Below are 20929 nucleotides of genomic sequence, written 5' to 3'. Positions count from 1 at the left end.
TTGAGCAGTGTATGGCAAATTACAGATCTAGAGCTTACCATACGAATTCTGCTAGCTGTCGGGTTAGGGGGACTCGTAGGCTTGGAGCGGGAATGGAGCAACCATGCGGCTGGTCTGCGCACGCACATTCTCGTCTGTATCGGATCAGCGGCAATTATGCTGCTGTCGATATATGGCTTCTCCGAGTTTGTTAACGAGCCGCAAGTTCGGATAGACCCGGCACGACTGGCGGCGCAGGTCATTAGCGGCATCGGGTTTCTGGGAGCCGGTACCATCATGCGAACCGGTTTGACTGTGTCCGGGTTGACGACCGCCGCTTCCGTCTGGGTGGTGGCGGCAATCGGTCTATGCGTCGGTGCGGGCTTCTTGTATTGCGCGGTGCTTGCAACGGTTATGGTATTGCTTAGTTTGATTGTGCTTAACAAATGGGAAAAGTATTTAATGCGCAATCGGAGAACGATGGAGGTGGTGATAAAAATCGTCGATAAGCCTGGCGTGCTGGGCAACATTGCTACCAAATTCGGCGAGAACGGCATTCACATCGTGAACGTCCAGATGAAGCCGGACGGCATGACCGAAGTGGACGGTGTATTGGAGGCGGCCATGGAGCTGCGTTTCAGCTTGAAGACAAGCCAAAGGGAAACACTGATTAGGGCGATGGATACGATCTCGACAACTGGACATATTCTGTCTACGGAGTCGAAGGTCTTCAGCATGGTGTCAGGTACCCGGGAGTCAAGCAGACACGCGATAGGGTAAATCGCTCAAATTGATGAATACCTTGTCTTCAATGTTAATAAATGGAAAAATATAGCGCTGTATTGACTATTACGCAATAATGTGAAATACTAGAAACGGTTAAGAAAACGCTTTAATTCGTTCATATCGATTGGGTCGGAGATCATTGAGACAGCCCAAGAGACGAACGGACCGTGTGGTATTTGCGCGGCTCCTTAGTTTCTTGTGTCTTGGTGCTCTCCTTTTTTCATCCGCAGAAGTCATACAATTAATGGAAGGGGTTTTTACAATGAAATTAACAAAATGGTTTCCTTTGCTTGCGGCATCATCTCTTATGTTGACAACAGCAGTTGGCTGCTCGAACGGTGGGGAGCAGACAACTGCGAAAGTGCCGTCGGCGGTGGAAGACAACTCGCCGATCACGATTCAATATTGGCATTCCCATGCTGAAGTGCAAATGCCTGCAGTCAATTACATGATTACCGAGTTCCAGAAAAAGTATCCGAACATCACAGTGGAACCGGTGTTCCAGGGTGCATACGTCGATTTGCATAAGAAGCTGCAGGCGGCTGTTGCGGCCAAAGAAGTTCCTGCCGTCACCAATGTGGAAGTTTCAGTGTTACCTAACTTTGCTGACAGTGGTGTGTTTGCAGATTTAAGCGGTTACATATCTCGCGATAAAGTAGATATGAACGATTTTTCTAAAGGGATGTTGCAAGCGTATTCTTACAACAATATGCAATACGGCTTCCCGTTAATCGTCAGTACAAGCGTTATGATTTATAACAAAACGCTGCTCGATAAGCTGAATGTTAAACCGCCCCAAACATGGGCTGAAATCGAAGATTTCAATAAAAAGGTTACGGTTAAGGAAAGCGGAAAAACGACTCGTTACGCATTCTCCGTACCAGGCTGGGATACATGGTACATGGATCCGTGGGTATCTAACGGAGGTGGCGCGATACTGAGTCCAGATCATAAGAAAACGCTGCTTGACCAGCCGGACAGTCTGAAGTGGGTTCAAAACTTCCATAAATGGCTGCAGGACGGCTCGATGCATATGGGCTACGGCAAAGGTGCTTCGGATACCATGCGCCAAATGTTCTTAGAGGAAAAAGTGGCGATGGTTGAGCATACTTCGGCTGTCTTGAAAACCTACCTGGGAAATGCGAAATTTGAAGTAGGCGTTTCATTTCTGCCTGGCGACAAAGAACGCAAATCGCACATCGGCGGAGCAGGCATTGTTATGATGGACGGAGCTCCCGCTAAACAGAAGGAAGCTGCCTGGAAGTTCATCAAGTTCATGACTGAAGCCGAGAACAATATCAAATGGGCGGAAGGTACAGGCTATTTGCCAACACATAAGTCCGTTCTCACGACGGAAGAAGGCAAGAAGTACTTTGAGAAGCTTCCGCAGTACAAAGCGGTGTTCGATAATTTCGACAATGTTGTAGGCCGTCCGCAGCACCCGACTTATCCGGAATTCAGTAAGAAATACATGGAAGTGATCGGTAAAATGATTCTCGAAAATGGGGATCCAGTGCCGCTCATGAAAGACGCTGTGAAAGAAATCGATGCGATTTTGAAAGAAGGCTAGAAGGAAAGGGGAGTCGCCATGAAAGCGACGGAAAGTCAGTTGGTTCATCTACAGCAAACGCCCAAACGGTCTAAATCCCGTTGGTTAGAATACTTGAAAGACTTTTCGTTTGCGGTGCCGGCATTGGTCGTATTGACACTGTTTATTTATTATCCGCTGCTTAATTCGTTATACCTCAGCTTTACGAACTGGAATATGACGAAGCCGGTGAAAAAGTTCATCGGCTTCGACAACTACGTCTATTTGCTGACTAGCGACACGTTCTATAAAGTGCTCAAAGTGACTTTTACGTACACCATATTTGACGTTTTGCTTACACTCGGACTCGGGCTGTTACTGGCTCTTTTGTTTAACTCGGTTTCGAAGTTTTTCGGCTTTATGCGGGCGATCATCTTCATGCCGCATTACATCTCGATGGTTATCGTGTCGATGATCTTCCTGTGGATCTTCAACGGTCGATATGGATTGGTGAACGAATTGCTGAATAGGGTGGGGTTGGAGCCGATACAATGGCTGACCAATACGAAGACCGCGCTTTGGGTGCTTGTCCTTATTGGGGTTTGGAAAGGCGTCGGCTTTACGATGATTATATTCATCGCCGGACTTAGAAGCATCCCGATCGAATATTATGAGGCTTCCGGCATCGACGGGGCGAGCAAATGGACGCAGTTTTGGAAAATTACATTGCCGCTGCTGTCTCCGACAACACTGTTTCTGGTCGTTACACACTTTATTTCTTCGATGCAAGTGTTCCAATCGGTCGATGTCATCACGAATGGTGGTCCTCTCGATTCAACGAAAGCAATGGTGTACTGGATTTATGAAATGGCGTTTACCGAGTTTCGAACAGGCCGAGCGTCAGCTCTTGTTATCATGTTCTTCCTCATTATCGTCTTGCTGACCATGGTACAAATGTATGTATCCAAAAAGAAAGTCCATTACGAAGGGTAGGTGCCAGTGACATATGAAGAATCCGCTGTTTACCAGTACCCGGGTCATTGTCGCAATCTGTATTACACTAATTATGTTTTTTCCTATTTATTGGATGCTGATCACTGCTTTGAAAACATCGGGTGAGCTGCGCATGGCTGTACCGACCTTTTGGCCGGACAAGTTGATGTGGGAAAACTTCGCTAACGCTTTCAAGGCGATCCCGTTTTATCGTTTTACCGTGAACACGGTCATCCAAACAGTCGGCATCGTATTTCTGCAAATTAACATTGGCGTAATGGCTGCATACGCTTTCGCGAAAGGTACGTTTCCGGGCAGAGATTACTTGTTCGTCCTTGTACTGGCAGCGCTGATTGTACCTGAACAGGTCGTGTTCGTACCGATTTACGTTATGTTGTCGAAAATAGGCTGGATTAATACGTACTACGCGTTGATCATTCCACATGCGGCTTCAGCATACGGCATTTTTCTGTTGCGCCAAATGTTCCGATCGATTAATAACGATGTGATTGAGGCAGCCAAAGTGGATGGAGCGAGTCGTTTTCAGGTGCTTTATCGCATTCTGACCCCGATGGCGATGCCGACGGTAGCTACCTTGACTGTCATCAGCTTTATACACAGCTGGAATGCATACTTCTGGCCGCTCGTTATGACCAACTCGAATAAAATGCGCGTACTGACTGTCGGTATTGCTATGATGCGCGATTCAATCGCCGGAGACGAGGCGCTTAACTTCCATCTGCTGATGGCTGCCAGTATCTTGGTCATTTTACCTATCGTTATCATGTTTGTGTTCGCGCAGAAATATATTGTAGCCGCCATGGCGAACTCGACATTTAAGTAAGAGAGGAGTCCCTCGCATCATGACAAAACAACCACTGTTAGTCATCGCGCATCGCGGAGCGAGAGGGGAAGCGCCGGAAAATACACTGGCTGCTTTCCGTCTCGGACTTGAGCAAGGCTGTGACGCGATTGAATTGGATATTCATTTGTCCAAGGATGGGGAAATCGTCGTTATTCACGACGACACACTGAATCGGACGACGGACATAAACGGCAGAGTGAACGAATTGACACTGACGGAGCTGAAGCAAGCTGATGCAGGCCGATGGTTTCATGAGAAGTACGCGTGTGAGCGTGTGCCGCTGCTGGAAGAAGTATTCGATCTCGTACCGGCGAATGTAATCATTAATGTGGAAATTAAGCACTCCTATGGGCGTAAAATTGAGCCTGCTTTGGTGGAGCTCATGAAACGCAAGAATCGCATGCAAAATGTGATTGTTTCCTCATTCGACCATAAATGTCTGCTGTTTCTGAAGCTCCTTGAGCCGGAAATCAAGATCGGCCTTCTGTATGACATTAACCCAGGTAGGCATATCGCATTGGCGACAGGCTTAGGTTTTCCGGTATACTCACTGCATCCCAAGCATACTCGAATCGTCGGTGAAGATGTGCGTGACGCGATTGCACAAGGCCTTCGAGTATTTCCTTACACGATCAATGACGAAGAACGTATGGCGGAGTTGATTGACTATGGCGTATCGGGAATTATCACTGATTATCCCCGCAAACTGCGGGCCATGTTATCGCATACGGTCAGTGCGGGGGCAGAACGATGAAACGAACGGCATGGGTTGTTCTCATAGCAGGATTATCGACATTAGCCTTATCAGGCTGCCAGCAGGCTGCTTCATCGGTTTCGTCCACGCCAACGGCGTATACGAAACCGGCCGCTGAAGCCGGAGCTTCCAGCGGAACGGTGAATAAGTCAAGTAACAGCCAGCCTGCAGTGTCATCGACCAGTATTACACAAGAAGAAGCGGGTATCAAAATCCGCGTCGACATGCCGGAGATCAAAACCTTTTTGCAAAAAAGCAAGCAGGGGCCTATCGTCCCTGCTTTGAAACAAAATGCTGTCCCGCAAGGCTTGGCCTACCTAGAGGACCGCAAATGGATCCTTGTTTCGTATTACAGGGACGATGGCAAGCCAAGTCTATTGACGGTCATAGATGCTGGTACTGGGCAAATGGTCAAGGCACTTGAACTTTATAAAAGCGGAGGCGCTCCCTACACTGGTCATGCGGGAGGGATTACGGCAAGTCGGAAGCATGTCTGGATTTCGTCGGATAAAGACGTGAACTATGTCAATATCGAAGATATCGTTAAAGCGGATGACGGCAAGCTGACGTTCGTCGGTTCGGTTAAGAACGATACGCGTGCCTCATTTTCTGCATACGCGGACGGCATCTTATGGATCGGCGAATTTGCCCACGGCACCGATTACCCGACGGATAAGTCACACTATATGACGAATCGCGATGATAAAGAGCATAAAGCATGGGCGGTCGGTTATAAGCTCGATGTGGCGACAGATCTGCCTTTGGCAAAAGCGGAGCAGGGGGCGGTACCAGCCGTGCCGGACTATATTTTATCACTGCCCGACAGTATTCAAGGGATGTACATCGGCAAGGACGGCATTTGGCTCAGCCAATCATATGGCCGCAATAATGCGAGTACACTGCACAGGTACGTCAATAGCTTGACTGTGGACAAACCGCATACCACTGTGTCGGTTCGAGGCAAGGATGTTCCGGTCTGGTTTTTGGATAGCAAAAACTTAAGTAATAAGCTGGAAACGCCCCCCATGTCCGAAGGACTGTTCGAAACAAATGGACAGCTTTATATACTTTTCGAGTCTGGTGCAACCAAGTACCGAACGTCTTCTAGCTACGCTCTGGACCGGATTCAAATCATGCCGTCGAAGGAGTAAGTCCTAGGTGGCAAGCGGCATACATTTGCGTTATGATGATGGAAGTTAGATGGATTCAGTTCTGCTGCATGATCAAACCGAGGAGGACGAGCCGCAATGATTACAGGATTGGCCCATAGAGGTTACCCGAAGAAAGTTCCGGAGAATACGATCGCATCTTTTCAAGCCGCTTTAGACTTATCGTACAGTCATCTGGAACTGGATGTACAGTTGACTAAAGACGGTGTACCTGTCGTTATTCATGATACGACGGTAAACCGGACGACGAATGGCAGGGGCAGAGTGATGGAGTTCACGTTCGACGAGCTGCGTAAATTGGACGCCGGAGCAGGCCAACGGATCCCAACGCTCGAGGAAGTACTGCAGCTGGCCAAGGGAAAAGCTAAGGTAGACATTGAACTGAAGCAGAGCGGCAACATGTATCCGGGACTGGAGCAGAAGGTACTTGATGTGGTGCACTCTTGCGGTGTCAATGATCAAGTATTCGTGACATCATTCGATCATTATTCAATCGTCCGGATGCGCGAATTGTCTCGTGAGATCGAGCTGGGCCTTGTCCTTTACGGAGCAACACCTTCCGTCTTCCCGCTTGCCAAGCAGATTGATGCCCGTTACGTTTCCGTGAAATATATTTATTTGACGGACGAATTCGTTCAGCACTGTGATGAACAGGGCATTCAATTGATAGCGTGGACGATTGACGATGAGCAAGATATGCGAGACCTACGCTCCAGATACCCGCACATTTGGGCTTGCACGAATGAACTGGAGCGGTGGAAGCAGTGCATAGAAACATTCGGATCAACCAGAAAATCGTGATATTACTAAAAAAATAGCTAGCACAAAGCAAAGTATTTGATCAGCTATGGATCAAATACTTTTTATTTTTATCAGACATTCATATTCCGTAAATCATTTCATGATACAGTGTTGGAAATGCGCGAATGCGTGGTATATGATGAGGGTAGAAGGGATCGTGACCGAGAATGTCAGAAGAACGATTAGCTGTATTAGAAGTAGATATCGATCAGGCTGGTTATGATGAAGTTCCAGATATTGTTAAAAATATTCACTTTGATGTTCGACAAGGTGAACTAGTGGGTCTATTAGGTCCAAATGGAGCTGGCAAAAGCACGACGATTAAGAGCATCCTTGGTTTATTGAAGGATTTCAAGGGTAAAATCTCCTTTATGGGTGAACGAAAAAGCTATGGTTACATACCGGAGCATCCGATTCTGTATGATGAGTTGACGTTGTGGGAGCATATGGAATTTGCTGCTTCCGTCTACAATCTGGATCGAACGGTTTTCCTAGAGCGTGCAGATGATCTCTTGCATCGGTTCCGACTGTTGGATGAAAAGCATCAACTGCCCGGGAAATTTTCCAAAGGGATGCAGCAGAAAATTATGCTGATCCTCGGCTTTTTGAATAAACCAGATGTGTATATTGTAGACGAGCCTTTCATTGGACTGGATCCGAAAGCGATTAAAGATTTCTTAGGGATGTTGGAGGAGGAACGCAAACGCGGTGCGGGCATTCTGATGAGTACCCATGTGTTAGATACAGCAGAACGAATTTGCAGTTCGTTTGTACTTCTTTCAGGTGGCAGATTGGTAGCAAATGGAACACTGCAGGATATTAGGCAGCAATGCGGCATGCCTGACGCGCCATTGTTCGACTGCTTCCATTCCTTACTATGAAGGGGGACAACGGGTTGAAGAGCAGCTTTCAGGTTTTCACACGAAGAGTGCGTTCGGATTGGCATTTCCAGTATCGGGCTTTACGAATGGCTGTGGATTGGGTTATTGCCATTTATTTTGTCATTCCACTGATGATTGTGGCTGGCTATCAATATTACTCCTGGTGGGCGACTCAGCCTTCTTGGTTTAGTTGGATATCGATGTTTATGATTACAGCGGTCTTCTATGTATTCACTTGGCTGGGAACCATTCGATACTTTGTTGAGGAGGGGGACCAACTTTTCCTCCGACAGAACCAGAAATGGTTTCGGCATCTCATGCTGCTCGGCTATAGATACTCACTTGTGCTGCAGGGAGTCACGACGTTAATATTGATGCTCGTATTTCTTCCTTTATTAGTTCAAACGTATTCCTATAGCGTGTTACAAGTTATTTGTTTATGGTTGCTTACCTATTTGCTGAAAATTAACTTAGGCTTGCTTCGCCAATTGCTTACACTTCGTTTAAATGGCATTGTGCTTTGGTTGCTGCGGATTGTGGTTTTCGTAGGGCTTTTCTTCTTGTATCAAGTGTTAGTTACGGAGGTTAGTCATAATACTTACTACAGTTGGACGGCTATTCTTCTTTTACTAGTGCTGGTTGTTTTCTTAAGCAGAGAACGGCTGCAAGAGAAAGGGGCTTTCTTCGCTGATATCGCCAGAGAAAGAGATTCACGGATGCGAATTGTCTCTCTGATGTTAATTCGTGTTGTCGAGCGGAAAAGAAAACCGACACGGAAGTATCCCCTTTTATTCGGGAAATCGCAGCGCTTATTCAAAGGGAAAGGTGCTAGCAACGGAATCGCTGATTTATTAACGAAATCCTTTTTTAGAAATGGTACACAGTGGAAGCAAACGATACAGTTCGTCGTTGTGATCAGTGGAGCTATGTTTATTTTGCCAGGTGCCCTTAAAATTACGATCTGGATCCTTGCTGCATGCCTATTAGTATTTTGGAGGAAATCATTCTGTAAAGATCAATTAACAGCTCCGTTTCTGACTCTTTTTCCAATACAGGACATAACTAAACATCAAGCTCTCCAATCTGCAATTCCTATCCTTGTACTGCCGGCGCTGATCTTAATCAGCCTATGTATGGGGATCTCTTTCTTCACCTGGTGGGGACCTGTACTGATGATCGGAGCAGCAATTCCATTAGCTTATGGGACTTCTTCTGTATTTACAAGTTGGTATTGAGTAGGCGAAATACTTTACTTTAAGGTTGTAAGAGATCAAACAAGCCCAGTGCCGTTTTTGGCACTGGGCTTGTTTGATTATGAACTTATTTGACTAGAGCATTGTATACATTCGCTTCACCTGCGCCGTATAGAGCATCATTACCGGTTGGGCCGTAATCGTTTGCTGTTTTTTCAATTAACGCAGCTACTTGGGCAGGGTTCAACTCCGGATGAGCCGCTTTGATGACGCCTGCAATGCCAGCTACTTTCGGAGCCGCCATGGATGTGCCGTGGAGCAGCGCGTAGCTATGCAGGTTAGAAGTGAAGTACGAAGGCAAATAAGTAGGCCATGTGCTTAGCGCGCGATAGTGGAAATCCCGTTGGTTCAAGTCTAGAGTTGCAGCATATACGGGCCCATTGTCGCCGCCTGGTGCTGCTACATCGATTTGGTTTAATCCATAATTGGAGTAAAATGCGATACTGTTCGTCGACCACTTGTTAGAGGATGAAACATTGATGACACCATTGATTTGGCCAGGTGTTTCTGTTGTTTTCCCTTTAAATACAACGCCAGGGGAACCGTATGTAGCGTTTAGATAATCGATCATCGCTTTGTTATCGCGTAGGTTGAGACCTTCATTACCAGCTGCCGTTACCACCGTTACATTATGGTTCACAGCATATTGAATGGCACGTTTCCAAAGCAGAATGTCAGCAACATCCGAATATTTGGTTCCATCTACATAATACTTTTGGGAGTCAAATCCGCCGATCGACATGTTTATGACGTCAACCTTATCGTTCGCCGCCTGAATGATAGCAGCTACAATCCAGGCCGTAGGCGCACCTTGTCCGCCGGGAAATACGCGGTAGGAGCGGATGCCAAGATTCGGGCCGACCCCTCTGACTTTACCGTTCCCGGCGATCGATCCTGCCACATGCGTTCCGTGGCCTTCGCGGTCCAGTAGATCGTTAGGATCACCGGTTTCACTAGTATCTGTTCCTGCGGGTACAAAGTTCATACCACCGAGGAAGTTAGCTTTTAAGTCGGGATGATTGGCATCAATACCACTGTCGATAACGCCTACAACAGCCTTATGCGTTCCGCCTGTGCCACCGGTTTCAATTGCAAACGAAGCTCCGTCATTCGTTACTTTCTTAATGTCCCACTGATAGTCCCAGTAACTGCTCGTTGCTTCCGGCTGGGGAATATCTGTAACTGGCTGACCGTCTGCTGCGGAGGGATCTACTGTACCATCGCTTACCTTATGTACCATCTGAACGTTGGCAGCAGCAATATCCTTGAATGACTGCAGCTTTGTCATAAATTCGGTGCTGGACGAGCGCACCTCCAATCCCCCAATTTCAGGAATGGCGCGAACAACTTGTCCGCCTGCCGCTTGAATCATTGCTGCATAACCCGTCGGAAGCTGGTTCGAGAAGGCGATTACATATGTTTTGGCTGAAACTGATGTTCCACCTGTGCTGCTCTTCGATGCTGCTATTGCAGATATGCCGCCACCCATTACTGTTGAGACAGCCAAGATACTGGATACCACCAGGGTTGTCCACTTACGCTTCATAGTAGCCCTCCTTCAATTAAGAAAAATTGCAGTTCTAATTAAATTGTAAGTGACAGAATACATAAATAACATGGGTTGGTCGAACCAATTGTGATGTCGATTCCATACTTTTTTTGACGAATGGTCAATTCTTACTTTCTTTATTCTCTTTACCCTACATAAAGTTGATCTCACCCTTGCTTGAAACTTAATCGGGTGAAGAGTGAGTCATAGGGAACAAATTTACCAACAGACATCTCCAACATGGTAAAATAAACCATAAAACATAAGGGTGTGAAAAACGTGATTACTCATTTCGCCCGATTACAGTTAAATACGGTTTCATTACAAGGTGTTAAGCAATTTTACCATGATCTATTACGTTTCCCGATTATTTATGAATCAAATAACGAAATACGTTTTCTACCGACAGAATCCTTTACCTTAGCATTCAAAGAAGCTGCTGAGCCAATAGCTCCAGCCCATTTTGCTTTCGAGGTTCCTTATTCAGAATTTGAAAATGTAGTAAAATGGATCGATAAGGAACGTATATCACTTCTAAAGTGGACAGATGGCAGGATTGTGGACGTTTTTGAGACAGGGAAAAATGTATATTTTCGAGACGGAGACGGGAATTTACTAGAAATCATTACGCACAATTATGTAAAGGAAGGCATTTTACCTCCATGCGGTCCGTTAAAAATACTTTATCTTAGAGAAACTGGATTTCCAGTAGATAGTGTCATTCAGTTCAGAGAATTGTTAGTTAGAATTCTCAACCTCAAACTTGATAAGGTATCTGATAACTTTACTTTCGCAATTGGGGGAACAGCACATGCCGTTATTCCTTCAAAGACAAGAAAATGGATTCCTATCGCAATGTCTGCTTTACCACCAACGATGAACGTAAGTTTTGGAGTAACAAATTCCATCTTCATTGAGGAAGTCAAAACTTGCTTGCAGGAAGAAGATATTATTTACGAAAGTAACGGTGATGACGAGCTTTATTTTAAAATACATGAGTATAGTTTTGGTTTATGTATGACAAACTTCCCTGAAGAGGTACCTAGTCTATTAAATTTGCCATTATCGAGATTGAAATAACGAAGTCTGTCTAGGTGTTCAAGATGTCAGCAGCAGAAGTGAATACCTAAAATATTTTTCCCATACAAGTTGTTAAAAGGACGAATGAGGCCTTACCGGAAACCAAGCGCGAGCTAGAAGACTTAGTAAGGAAACAGCAGTAAACGGTTATACCTACCTAGCGTCGCTCAGCCCCATACGGCGCAACGGCCAAACCGTGGAAGTGATCGCTTCCTGCATCGACATTACTTCGAGAAAAAAAGTTGAAAATGAGTTGAAGAAAACGAAGGAGTTATTGGAATCCCTATTCGATAACGTTTCCGATGGGATCGATATCGTGGATATAAATTTTAACATCATAAGGGTGAATTCCGCTTTTCAGCACATTTATCAATGGACGGAGGAGGTCTACCGGTGGTCGAGCCTCTCCCCTCAGGAACACGAATGTGGTCCGGATCGTAACGTTTTTTGTTATAAAAGACATGGAGTTCGATGGAAAATTAGATTTGTGGACAATTCGATTTAAAGATTGGGTTTTATCGGATAATGAGATAATAGAACGTAGTCGTCTTCAAATACTTGATAAATAATATTTTTCATCAGACATCTGAAAATGAATCGATTTCATTAATCTGGATAAACTATCCTCGATACCTAAATTTTGAAGTGCATCGATTATCTTATTATGAACGATGACGTGGAGGCATAAAGCATGTTAAATTTATCTGAGCTCGAGAATGTCCATGCAGATATTGAATCCGTTCATGAAGTCGTACAATGTTTAAAAGCAAGAATAGATGGCATATATATTGGAATTCGCATTCTTAAAAATCGGGAGAGCAGTTACTTTTATGAGCTCAGTCATTATTATAGAGACGCAGACACTGCTGGACCTCTTGTTGCAATGGAAAACCGTTATAATACGCTAGAGGAAGCGGCAAAGGGAGCACTGCAAGCTGCAACGATGTGTTACCGAAGCACTGATGAAGGTGGGTCTTGGCTTAAAAACGATTCCTTTCTTCAATAAGAGATCGACTCAATGATGAGCTTCACTATTGCGAAAGACAGGACTGAAATTCGACCAGCCATGCAGCTTGTTTTTGAAGGTAGTGCAGACAAAAAGAAGTGGCAGAAGCGCTTTCCATGCTAAAGGGCATCGCTTATGCGGTGGTCTGGTGCAACTTTAATTCGAAGCGTACTGAAGAAGATGCATAAGATACTGGATCATCTTATCTGTCGGATGACAAGAATATTATCCCATTACAAGCCGCTTATATTGCGGCTTTTTTGTTTTATGATATAAAGTGCTTGTCATTGGCCGATGACAAGGTAGCTTCATAACAAGATCTAGCAGGCTGCTTGTATTAAATCATCTGGTGCTCTATTCCGAACGGGGAGTTTAGTTGAATAAGGAATTTTCGCAAGTATAGTTATTCAATTGTGTTTTTCATTGCCTTGTACATATTTTCTACGTGTTCGTCTACTTCATTTCGTGACATGCGTAAGCGATCCACAGAAGTACCATATCCAATTTCCTTTTTACCTTCTTCTAATCCTTTGAAAATTCCATCTGCGAAGGCATCTAATGGTTCTCCATGCGAATGTAACCCCGTTCCACCTAAAGCTGTATTACTGCCGGAGGAGCAACTTCAATTACTTCTACAGACGTATCAGAAAGTTGATGTCTTAGACTCATCGTAAATGAATGAAGCGCTGCTTTCGTAGCTGAATAAATCGGAGCAATTGGAAACGGTGTAAAAGCTAACCCGGATGTGACGTTAATGATAATCGCCTCTTTTTTTGTTGCAAAAAATGGAGCGAAAAGCATAGAGAGTTGGAATGGTGCTTCAATATTGGCTGTGATTTCTTTACTGAAATAACTCCAATTGTTCTTCGCATCCGCTTTTAACACATTAAAACGTTGTTGAATCCCTGCGTTGTTAACTAACACATTCACTTCTGGATAGTTCGTTGTTACCCAATCAAACAATGCTACACGCTCGGATTCAATAGCCAAATCACTTACACGAGTAATAAGGCTAGGAAATTTTTCTTTCGCATTTTGATCTTATGAAAATAACCGCCTACCAGCTTCATCACGCTCGATTAATGGTAATAATCCTTTTTTTTCATAATAACGTAACGTTGATTCTGGAATATTGAATTTGGCTGCAGCTTCGCTTATTGAACAATATTTCATCTGGAGACCTCCAAATTTTATCTTTCTTTGTCGACAGGACTATCATACGACTTAAACCAAGGTTTAAGTCAACAAAATAACCAAAAAATATTTTAGTCTGTCCCATGTCCAGATTAGCCAAATATTTGAGAAAACAGAAAGTTGGTCAAGGGTTACATTCCACCGAGCAAGCGAAAAGTACAAAACCTGCCCCAATAAACAGGATATTTGCCTGTATTGCCGAATTGGTGAATACATAATGATTCACCACGGAGGAACTTATGAAAAAATGGATCGCTCTCCTCCTTCTCGCCGTCCTTTGCTTCCTCAATTACTTTCAATACGATACGCTCGAACAGGATCCGTATCTGATCACCGACTACGGCAGGCTTCGTCCAGTAAAAGTAACGGGAGTTGCTAAAGGGCGTGAGGAGGATCAGTTGCGGGGCATTTTGCAGGAGGCTCGGGATAAGCACCTTACTATCTCAATAGCCGGGCAGCGGCATAGTCAGGGTGGCCATACGTATTACAAAGACAGCATCGTTGTAGATATGACTTCGTATAACCGCGTGCTGGACTTCGATCAGCAGAAAAAAAAGATCCGTATTCAAGCCGGCGCAACTTGGAAAGACGTGCAGGATTACGTCAACCCGTACGGTTTGGCGGTGAAGACGATGCAGTCGCAGAACATTTTTACGATAGGCGGTTCGCTTAGCGTCAATGCTCATGGAAGGGACATCCGCAACGGTTCACTCATCAAAAGCGTCGAATCGTTCCGTCTACTTACGGCAGATGACCGAATACTCAACGTCAGCCGCCATGAAAATGCCGATCTATTCGGGTTCGTCATCGGCGGTTATGGATTGTTCGGGATTATTCTTGACGTAACGCTTACACTGACCGACAACGAAATGTATAAGCTCGCGGTCGACAATTTGGACGTAGCTTCGTACAGTCGATATTTTGCTGAGCATGTGAAGACGAACCCCGATATTCATTTGCACATTGCTCGGATTTCGGTAGCGCCAGAACATTTTTTAACCGAAATGTATGCGATTAATTATGTTCTAGACCGTTCCGTCCCTTTGAAGGGCTACGACCAGTTGAAAACTCAGGAAGAGGGCGTAATTCTATCCAAGTTGTTGTTTAATCTGAACCGCACGTTCGGCTGGGGTAAAAATGTGCTGTGGAATCTACAGAAGCCATATTTCACCAAGCAGCAAGGTACATGGATAACGAGGAACAACGCGATGCGCTCGGAGTCGGAGTTTATGGAGTACCGGCAGGCAGGGAGCAATGACGTGTTGCAGGAATATTTTTTGCCGGTTCAGGAGTTTGCGGGGTTTGTGGACGATTTGAGGGCAGTACTGCAGGTAGAAAATTTAAATCTACTCAATATTACGGTACGCTATGTTAATCACGATGAGGAAGCGACACTCTCTTATGCTACCGACGATATGTTTGCGCTTGTTTGTTTATTCAATGTCCCATTGTCAAAGGAAGGTCAGGATAAAGTTCGGACAGGAATTCAGGCCGTTCTAGATCGGGTCATTCAACACAATGGAACATACTATTTGCCGTATATCGCATATCCGCGGCTTGATCAGTTTCGGGCAGCATACCCGAGGTATGCAGATTTTTTTCGAAAAAAGGAGCAATACGATCCGAATCATTTGTTTGTGAACTATTTTTATATGGACTACAAAGGGGAGTAGCCTGACATGAATTTAAGATGGTTCATTCGCTCGCAAAGCATCGTTACGCTGGCGGCGGGTATGATTTATCCTTATTACTTGCTGTTCCTTAAAAACCTTGGTAACAGTTTCACGAAGTACGGGCTAGCGTTTGCGGTTTTCACGATCAGCTCTGCCGCTGTGTCACAGTGGTTGGCACCGCGACTTGATAGCCACGGAATTAGAATCCTGACATGGAGCTCACTCGGCATGATGCTGGCAATGCTTGTGTTCCCGTGGGTGGAGAGCTACGCATGGGTGCTGGCGTTACAATTGCTGATGGGCGTTTGCAACGCGATGCAAAAAATGAGCGAACGTCTACTAATCGCCGATCATACCAAGTGGGGCGAGCGCGGGGCTGTAATTGGGGCATATCATTTTTGGACGTCTGTGGCGTCGGGTTTTGCTGTCATCATAGGAGGCTATGTAATCGACTGGTTGACGATCAATGCGCTGTTCTATGCTAGCGCTTTGCTATATGCGACAAGTGCGTGGGTTACATGGCGAGCTGGTAATATGTTCAATGCCTAGTCCCTTCCAGCCTCCCCCTTGATGAAAAGAAGTAGGAAGCCAGTTTGTTTGCCTTTTCCTTTTGCAAATTCATTGACGATCAGCAATCCCCCAGGAATCACTTATTAATAGTAATAATAACTATTAACACTATAATTGGATTTGGATTAGCTTGTCAAATAGGTGAGTAAGGCTTAATGCAAGTTATGTAAAAAAACGTTTTCGTCAAGAACAAATGTTTGGTATTCTTTTATATAGAATATTATGAGCATAGGAGATTAGAATTGATGGATAAGAAAAATAGTAATTTATCAGAAGCATGCCCTAATGATCAAAATTCCTGGGTTTCCTCAGAAATAATTCATATTGACCTGCTTGCTACCAAGAATCTCGTCTATAACGTGTGCGGGTTTGATTGCTCTCAACCACTTTTAGAAGCTCAAAATGCTGAATATGGGGCCTATTTATTTCATTTAAATTCTCTCTCCATTAGATTTCGTGTTGCTAAAATCACTCCTACAAAGGTAGGGCAATTTGTGACACTATGGCATAGAATTGGGGATGGATCGATCCAACCGTATGACGTATTGGATCCAGTCGATTTCTTCGTAATTAGTACTCGCAAAGGGAATAACTTTGGCCAATTTGTATTTCCAAAGCATGTTCTATTCAATCAAAATATAGTATCAAATCAAGGTGAAGGCGGTAAACGTGCAATACGAGTTTATCCACCTTGGGACAAGACAATAAGTCACCAGGCTCAAAAAACTCAGAAATGGCAGTTGGACTATTTCTTAGAAACACCTATAAATGAACCAATAAACTGTGATCGTGCTCGTTTGCTTTACGGCCTCGAAACATAACGAAGAACGAGAGCATAATTACAAAAACAAATTGCCAGCATAATCGGCATCCTGTTGATAGTTCCAAGACCCCAACCACGCCACCCCCGTCGCTCGCAGCCACATATAGAGGGAGATCCTCCATCAAAATTGATTCCTGCATAGAGGGAAATGCGTCTAACTGGAAAACCTCCATCTAAATCGGCGATTGGTTGAAAAATTGACTGAATTCGATTGAATTAGTGGGAGCTTATCCAGCTATAGGGATTGCAAAGCGATCAAACAGAGCAATTAGCAGGATGTTTTCCCTTTAGTCGAAGTAATCTAGCACACCAGGAGCCAATTCATACCTAACTACCCTTTCTCTGTTGCCGCGAAAAGAAGGAAGCAGCAGGCCTTTTGTACATAACTTTTTCAGTATAAGAACCGCAGTTTTGTGATCGATCTCAAAATGAAGCTCCACATCCTTTGGTCGGAGCGGCTGAGCCTGCTGGGTCGCGAGTCGGATAATTTCTTTCTCGGCAAGAAGCGCGCGCGAGACTGGTGTCTGGCTGGGAAGATACCTGCTCAGCACCATGCGCAGCAAAGTGATACATAGATCTGGGCGCTGTTCGACGTCGTCGTAAGCGAAGGAAATGACGTGAAATCCCATAGAGTGAAGGAACGTTTCACGGTTCAGCTCGTTACAGTATTTGTGTCTGTCCATCTCTCGTACGTGCGTGGTAAATCCTTTGATTTCAAATATTAGTTTAACGTATCCCGGCAGCCAGGCAAAATCGGCAAAGTAAGATCTCCCCCGCCAATCGAGTACTTCGTATTCCGGATGAAGGTCTTTCAAACTTCCACGTAGCGGCCACCAGACATTGCTTAGAAACAGCAGTTCACCGTGCCGATGGCCCCTCTCCAGCCGGCCTCGACGCTCCCCCGTCCTGCTTTCAAGATGAAGACGGATAAATGCGGTATGCTCTTCATCAAAAGGCAATCTCTCACCTCCCTCTAAAAATAGAAAACGTCCCGTTTCCACTCATCGGAATGGAACGGGACGTTCTTCGTCACTTGCCTATGATTATACGGTAAATGCATGAGCATGACCAGTGCCTGCCGCCGGAGGCTGCGGTCTCGGCCATTGTCTTTGCGCATCCCGAAGCACGTTACTTTTAACATCGAGAAGGTGTAAGATTCGTACTTAAGTATTTATATATTGAAAAGGGGGCGAGTAGCGGTTTTATTCTTGTTTGCTACCTTTATTTTTATCGTGTCCGTTGCCGTTCCCTTTTTCGCCACCTTTGTGTGGGCTATCGTTCTTTTTCTCTTTTGCTTTATCAGATTTATTCATATGCTGGTTGTCTTCATCCTTCTTCGTTTGATCTGATTTTGTTACTAAGCTTTCCTGTTTCTCTTGGTCCGAGATAGGCTCATTTGATACTGGTGTTGGAAATGGAGATGGAACCAGCGAAGCAACCGGGGGCTGCTCTTCCTTAGCTGTTACGTTCTCATTCATCTGCCCCAGCTTCTCTTTTTTCTCGATTTTGGACAGTTTTTTATCCAGATGAGCAAACGCCTTTTCTATATTTTTCATTAAAGCCAGTTGAGCGTTCGGATTTCCCACTTTTTCCAATGCGGAGGACAGGGCTACAATATTGTGTTGTAAATCGGCCTTTACCTTCAATACCTGCTCCGGATTTTTCACTTCTTTTACAGGATTGATCACATCTTCGGCTTCCGTTTGCTCGGGATCTGCTGTTTGCTCACTGCCCTGCTTCGCTGCGGCTGTTGTTGCAGTTTCTTTTTGTGTTGAATCCTCATCTTTAGCAGCCGCTTGTGCAATAGTCTCTACTTGTGTAGTCTTTACGGTTATCGATATTCCAGAAGCCTGATCTGTTTTTTGAACAGCACTTTGCTGAGTTTCCAGCGACTTCTGGAGAGATAGATTCGCCTCTTCCGTTTTTCCTTGAGCTAATAAGACGTTTGCTTCCACAAGTCGCTCTTGGGCAAATGCGGTAAGTAGTCGCGCCTCTTTCACGTCATTGACAGTTAGGGCCAATCGAATGTTTTCGTACATTATTTTTACAAAGTAGAATAAGTCTCCTGGCAAAAGATCTGGAGTCTCTGTTTTGGATTCGTTCGAAGTCGTGCCTGCTTGCGAGGAGGAAGTCGTATTCTGGGTGACGCTCACGGATGCGGGGTTGGACGACGGTGTTGTTGTTGTTGTTGTTGTAATCTCCGAAGCTAAAACGCTACCGGTACCCACGCTAAAAACGAGTAAGCTGATCATGAAGCTTTTGGCAAGAAGGTAGGACCGTTTGGGTTCTTTTGTTAACTTTACTATCATGATTATGACCACCTTATTAAAGTATTCTAGCTGCAGCTGATACTAAGTTATACGAGACCCAAGCGTATTTTCTGGGGGCAGGTAGGATTACGAACGTGGGATCAACGTATTTCGCAAAAGCTCAATGAACACTTTTTGTTGGTGTACAATATAGCTTTGACGTAGATAATATGTTCGATGAAGCTCGTTACGCTCTTGTACAATAACCAGAATCATGATAATTTTATAAGTTCTAAGCAGAGAATATTGAATTTAATATCCCGGCCCCTTTGATATGATGATGACAAGAACTACAACAACAGATAAATGAAAGGGGCATTCACATTTTGAAAAAGCTAAGCCAAACAGTAGTAAGCGCTCTCGTAGTCGGTGGTTTATTGGCGGGATGTTCAACGCAAAGTGATGGTGGAAATACGTCGTCAACAGTACCCAAACAAACGGATAATGCTGTTAAAAAAGAAGAGAAAGTAAAGCTGACGTTCTGGAGAAACTCAGGGAATGATACGGAGAATACAGCCTATGACAAGCTCGTTGCTTCCTTCATGCAAAAGTATCCGAACATTTCTGTCGAAATGACACCGATTCCATATTCAGATTATGACACGAAACTACGAGTATCCATCGCATCGGGCAGCCCGCCGGATATTATGGCGTTAGATGCTCCTACGGTCGGTTCGTACGCAAATGCCGGTGCTCTGAAGCCGTTGACCACATACTTCAAGACGGACGGGAATATCGATGATGTTCCTAAATCAACACTTGCGACCTACACGTATCAAAATGAAATTTATATGGCGCCATTAACGGAATCATCGATTGCCATGTTCTATAACAAAAAGATGTTTCAAGCGAAGGGTATTCCGCTTCCTTCCAAAAATCCGGATGAGCCGTGGACATGGGATCAGGTGCTCGATGCTGCAAAGAAAATCAATGATCCAGCCAATGGCATCTTTGGTATAGATCCTGCACAGGGCTTCGGGAACGCGGGTGGTACGGCTTACTTCAAGTATCCGATCATCTGGCAGCTTGGCGGGGAGATTATGAGTCCTGATGGTAAAACGTCGAAAGGTTTTTTGGATTCACCGCAAACGAAGAAAGCCGTTCAATTCTTCTCGGATCTGTATAACAAAGATAAAGTATCTGCTCTGGAGTATCCGCCGGATCCATTCCCGAACGGTAAATTGGGCATTACGATTGATGGCTCCTGGTCTCTGGCGAATCTGAAAGAGAAGTTCCCGAATTTCAAGCTGGGCGAAGACTATGACATTGCTCCTCTGCCTAAGGGGACTGCACAAGCGGTAGCGAATGGCAGTTGGGCGCTGGGCATTTCATCGAAGAGCAAGCATCCGGATGAAGCTTGGAAGTTCGTCAACTGGGTGACTGGTGAGGAAGGACAAAAGACGTATGCCGGAATGACCAAAGATATTCCATCCCGTTACTCTTCAGCGAAGACTTTCCCGGAATTGAACGAGTATCCGAAGAACATCTTCGTCATTCAAAATCAGAAGTACGGCAGACCGCGTCCGATTACGCCAATCTTCCCGCAAATGTCCGATGCTGTGAATAAAATGTTTGAAGATGTCACCATCGGCAAACGGAATATTGATGCATCCATTGCAGAAGCGATTACGACAATCGATAAGGCTTATGCGGATGTGCAGGCGCAGCAGAAAAAGTAGGGTTGTGAAGATCATAGAGACGAATCATTTCGATGAT

At 45.0% G+C, this 20929-nt stretch carries 19 protein-coding genes and 2 pseudogenes; 16 read left to right on the top strand and 5 right to left on the bottom strand.

Annotated features, from left to right (window positions below; genetic code table 11):
• The 9 genes from QFZ77_RS36240 (at nucleotide 1) to QFZ77_RS36200 (ending at nucleotide 8991) form a co-directional block, all read left to right on the top strand.
• Complete coding sequence (locus QFZ77_RS36240) at nucleotides 1-759, top strand: MgtC/SapB family protein (RefSeq protein ID WP_307448384.1); 759 nt, start codon at nucleotides 1-3, stop codon at nucleotides 757-759.
• 268 nt (nucleotides 760-1027) lie between these two features.
• Nucleotides 1028-2335, top strand: coding sequence for an ABC transporter substrate-binding protein (locus QFZ77_RS36235; RefSeq protein ID WP_307448382.1), 1308 nt, complete (start codon nucleotides 1028-1030; stop codon nucleotides 2333-2335).
• A gap of 18 nt (nucleotides 2336-2353) precedes the next feature.
• Nucleotides 2354-3286, top strand: coding sequence for a carbohydrate ABC transporter permease (locus QFZ77_RS36230; protein WP_307448379.1), 933 nt, complete (start codon nucleotides 2354-2356; stop codon nucleotides 3284-3286).
• A gap of 13 nt (nucleotides 3287-3299) precedes the next feature.
• Nucleotides 3300-4130 (top strand): carbohydrate ABC transporter permease, encoded by an 831-nt coding sequence (locus tag QFZ77_RS36225; protein WP_307448375.1) that lies wholly within the window; start codon nucleotides 3300-3302, stop codon nucleotides 4128-4130.
• Between the two features lie 19 nt (nucleotides 4131-4149).
• Nucleotides 4150-4905, top strand: coding sequence for a glycerophosphodiester phosphodiesterase (locus QFZ77_RS36220; protein ID WP_307448373.1), 756 nt, complete (start codon nucleotides 4150-4152; stop codon nucleotides 4903-4905).
• Nucleotides 4902-6056, top strand: a complete 1155-nt coding sequence (locus tag QFZ77_RS36215) for a hypothetical protein (RefSeq protein WP_307448370.1) — start codon at nucleotides 4902-4904, stop codon at nucleotides 6054-6056. Before QFZ77_RS36220 ends, QFZ77_RS36215 begins: the two co-directional genes overlap by 4 nt.
• A 96-nt stretch (nucleotides 6057-6152) precedes the next feature.
• Entirely contained in the window at nucleotides 6153-6875 is a 723-nt protein-coding gene (locus tag QFZ77_RS36210; RefSeq protein ID WP_307448367.1) for a glycerophosphodiester phosphodiesterase, read from the top strand.
• 167 nt (nucleotides 6876-7042) lie between these two features.
• Entirely contained in the window at nucleotides 7043-7756 is a 714-nt protein-coding gene (locus QFZ77_RS36205; RefSeq protein WP_307448364.1) for an ABC transporter ATP-binding protein, read from the top strand.
• A gap of 14 nt (nucleotides 7757-7770) precedes the next feature.
• Complete coding sequence (locus QFZ77_RS36200; RefSeq protein WP_307448361.1) at nucleotides 7771-8991, top strand: ABC transporter permease; 1221 nt, start codon at nucleotides 7771-7773, stop codon at nucleotides 8989-8991.
• 85 nt (nucleotides 8992-9076) lie between these two features.
• Here QFZ77_RS36200 and QFZ77_RS36195 read toward each other — a convergent pair whose 3' ends face one another.
• Nucleotides 9077-10555, bottom strand: coding sequence for a S8 family serine peptidase (locus tag QFZ77_RS36195; RefSeq protein ID WP_307448359.1), 1479 nt, complete (start codon nucleotides 10553-10555; stop codon nucleotides 9077-9079).
• Nucleotides 10556-10837: 282 nt separating this feature from the next.
• Between QFZ77_RS36195 and QFZ77_RS36190 the strand changes: the two genes are divergently transcribed.
• The 3 genes from QFZ77_RS36190 (at nucleotide 10838) to QFZ77_RS36185 (ending at nucleotide 12644) form a co-directional block, all read left to right on the top strand.
• Complete coding sequence (locus QFZ77_RS36190; protein ID WP_307448356.1) at nucleotides 10838-11638, top strand: VOC family protein; 801 nt, start codon at nucleotides 10838-10840, stop codon at nucleotides 11636-11638.
• 196 nt (nucleotides 11639-11834) lie between these two features.
• Complete coding sequence (locus tag QFZ77_RS38090; protein ID WP_373462705.1) at nucleotides 11835-12143, top strand: PAS domain-containing protein; 309 nt, start codon at nucleotides 11835-11837, stop codon at nucleotides 12141-12143.
• A 186-nt stretch (nucleotides 12144-12329) separates the two neighbouring features.
• The gene (locus QFZ77_RS36185; protein ID WP_307448353.1) at nucleotides 12330-12644 is read left to right on the top strand and encodes a hypothetical protein; all 315 of its coding nucleotides are present in this window, start codon (nucleotides 12330-12332) and stop codon (nucleotides 12642-12644) included.
• A gap of 403 nt (nucleotides 12645-13047) precedes the next feature.
• On the opposite strand, the pseudogene QFZ77_RS36180 reads toward QFZ77_RS36185, so the two are convergent.
• Both QFZ77_RS36180 and QFZ77_RS36175 read right to left on the bottom strand, forming a co-directional pair.
• Nucleotides 13048-13682, bottom strand: a pseudogene (locus QFZ77_RS36180) (SDR family oxidoreductase); the annotation flags it as partial.
• 6 nt (nucleotides 13683-13688) lie between these two features.
• Nucleotides 13689-13817 (bottom strand): annotated as a pseudogene (locus QFZ77_RS36175) (MerR family DNA-binding transcriptional regulator); the annotation flags it as partial.
• Nucleotides 13818-14077: 260 nt separating this feature from the next.
• On the opposite strand from QFZ77_RS36175, the gene QFZ77_RS36170 reads away from it, so the two are divergent.
• The 3 genes from QFZ77_RS36170 to QFZ77_RS36160 all read left to right on the top strand — a co-directional run bounded on the left by QFZ77_RS36170 (nucleotide 14078) and on the right by QFZ77_RS36160 (nucleotide 16902).
• Complete coding sequence (locus tag QFZ77_RS36170) at nucleotides 14078-15511, top strand: FAD-binding oxidoreductase (protein WP_307448351.1); 1434 nt, start codon at nucleotides 14078-14080, stop codon at nucleotides 15509-15511.
• 6 nt (nucleotides 15512-15517) lie between these two features.
• Nucleotides 15518-16060, top strand: a complete 543-nt coding sequence (locus tag QFZ77_RS36165) for an MFS transporter (protein ID WP_307448348.1) — start codon at nucleotides 15518-15520, stop codon at nucleotides 16058-16060.
• A gap of 266 nt (nucleotides 16061-16326) precedes the next feature.
• Entirely contained in the window at nucleotides 16327-16902 is a 576-nt protein-coding gene (locus QFZ77_RS36160) for a MepB family protein (protein WP_307448345.1), read from the top strand.
• Between the two features lie 289 nt (nucleotides 16903-17191).
• Here QFZ77_RS36160 and QFZ77_RS36155 read toward each other — a convergent pair whose 3' ends face one another.
• Both QFZ77_RS36155 and QFZ77_RS36150 read right to left on the bottom strand, forming a co-directional pair.
• On the bottom strand, nucleotides 17192-17863 hold the full coding sequence (locus QFZ77_RS36155) for a DUF559 domain-containing protein (RefSeq protein ID WP_373462793.1): 672 nt from the start codon (nucleotides 17861-17863) through the stop codon (nucleotides 17192-17194).
• 243 nt (nucleotides 17864-18106) lie between these two features.
• On the bottom strand, nucleotides 18107-19213 hold the full coding sequence (locus QFZ77_RS36150; RefSeq protein ID WP_307448339.1) for a DUF5667 domain-containing protein: 1107 nt from the start codon (nucleotides 19211-19213) through the stop codon (nucleotides 18107-18109).
• A gap of 326 nt (nucleotides 19214-19539) precedes the next feature.
• Here QFZ77_RS36150 and QFZ77_RS36145 point away from each other — a divergent pair, with 326 nt between their 5' ends.
• A complete protein-coding gene (locus QFZ77_RS36145) occupies nucleotides 19540-20892 on the top strand; it encodes an ABC transporter substrate-binding protein (protein ID WP_307448336.1) in 1353 nt (450 codons plus the stop codon).
• Nucleotides 20893-20929 lie beyond the last annotated feature (37 nt).

The organism is Paenibacillus sp. V4I3 (assembly GCF_030817215.1).
Lineage (GTDB): Bacteria > Bacillota > Bacilli > Paenibacillales > NBRC-103111 > Paenibacillus_E.
Note: the sequence above shows the minus strand (reverse complement) of the source record. Positions and strands in the feature narration are given on the sequence as shown.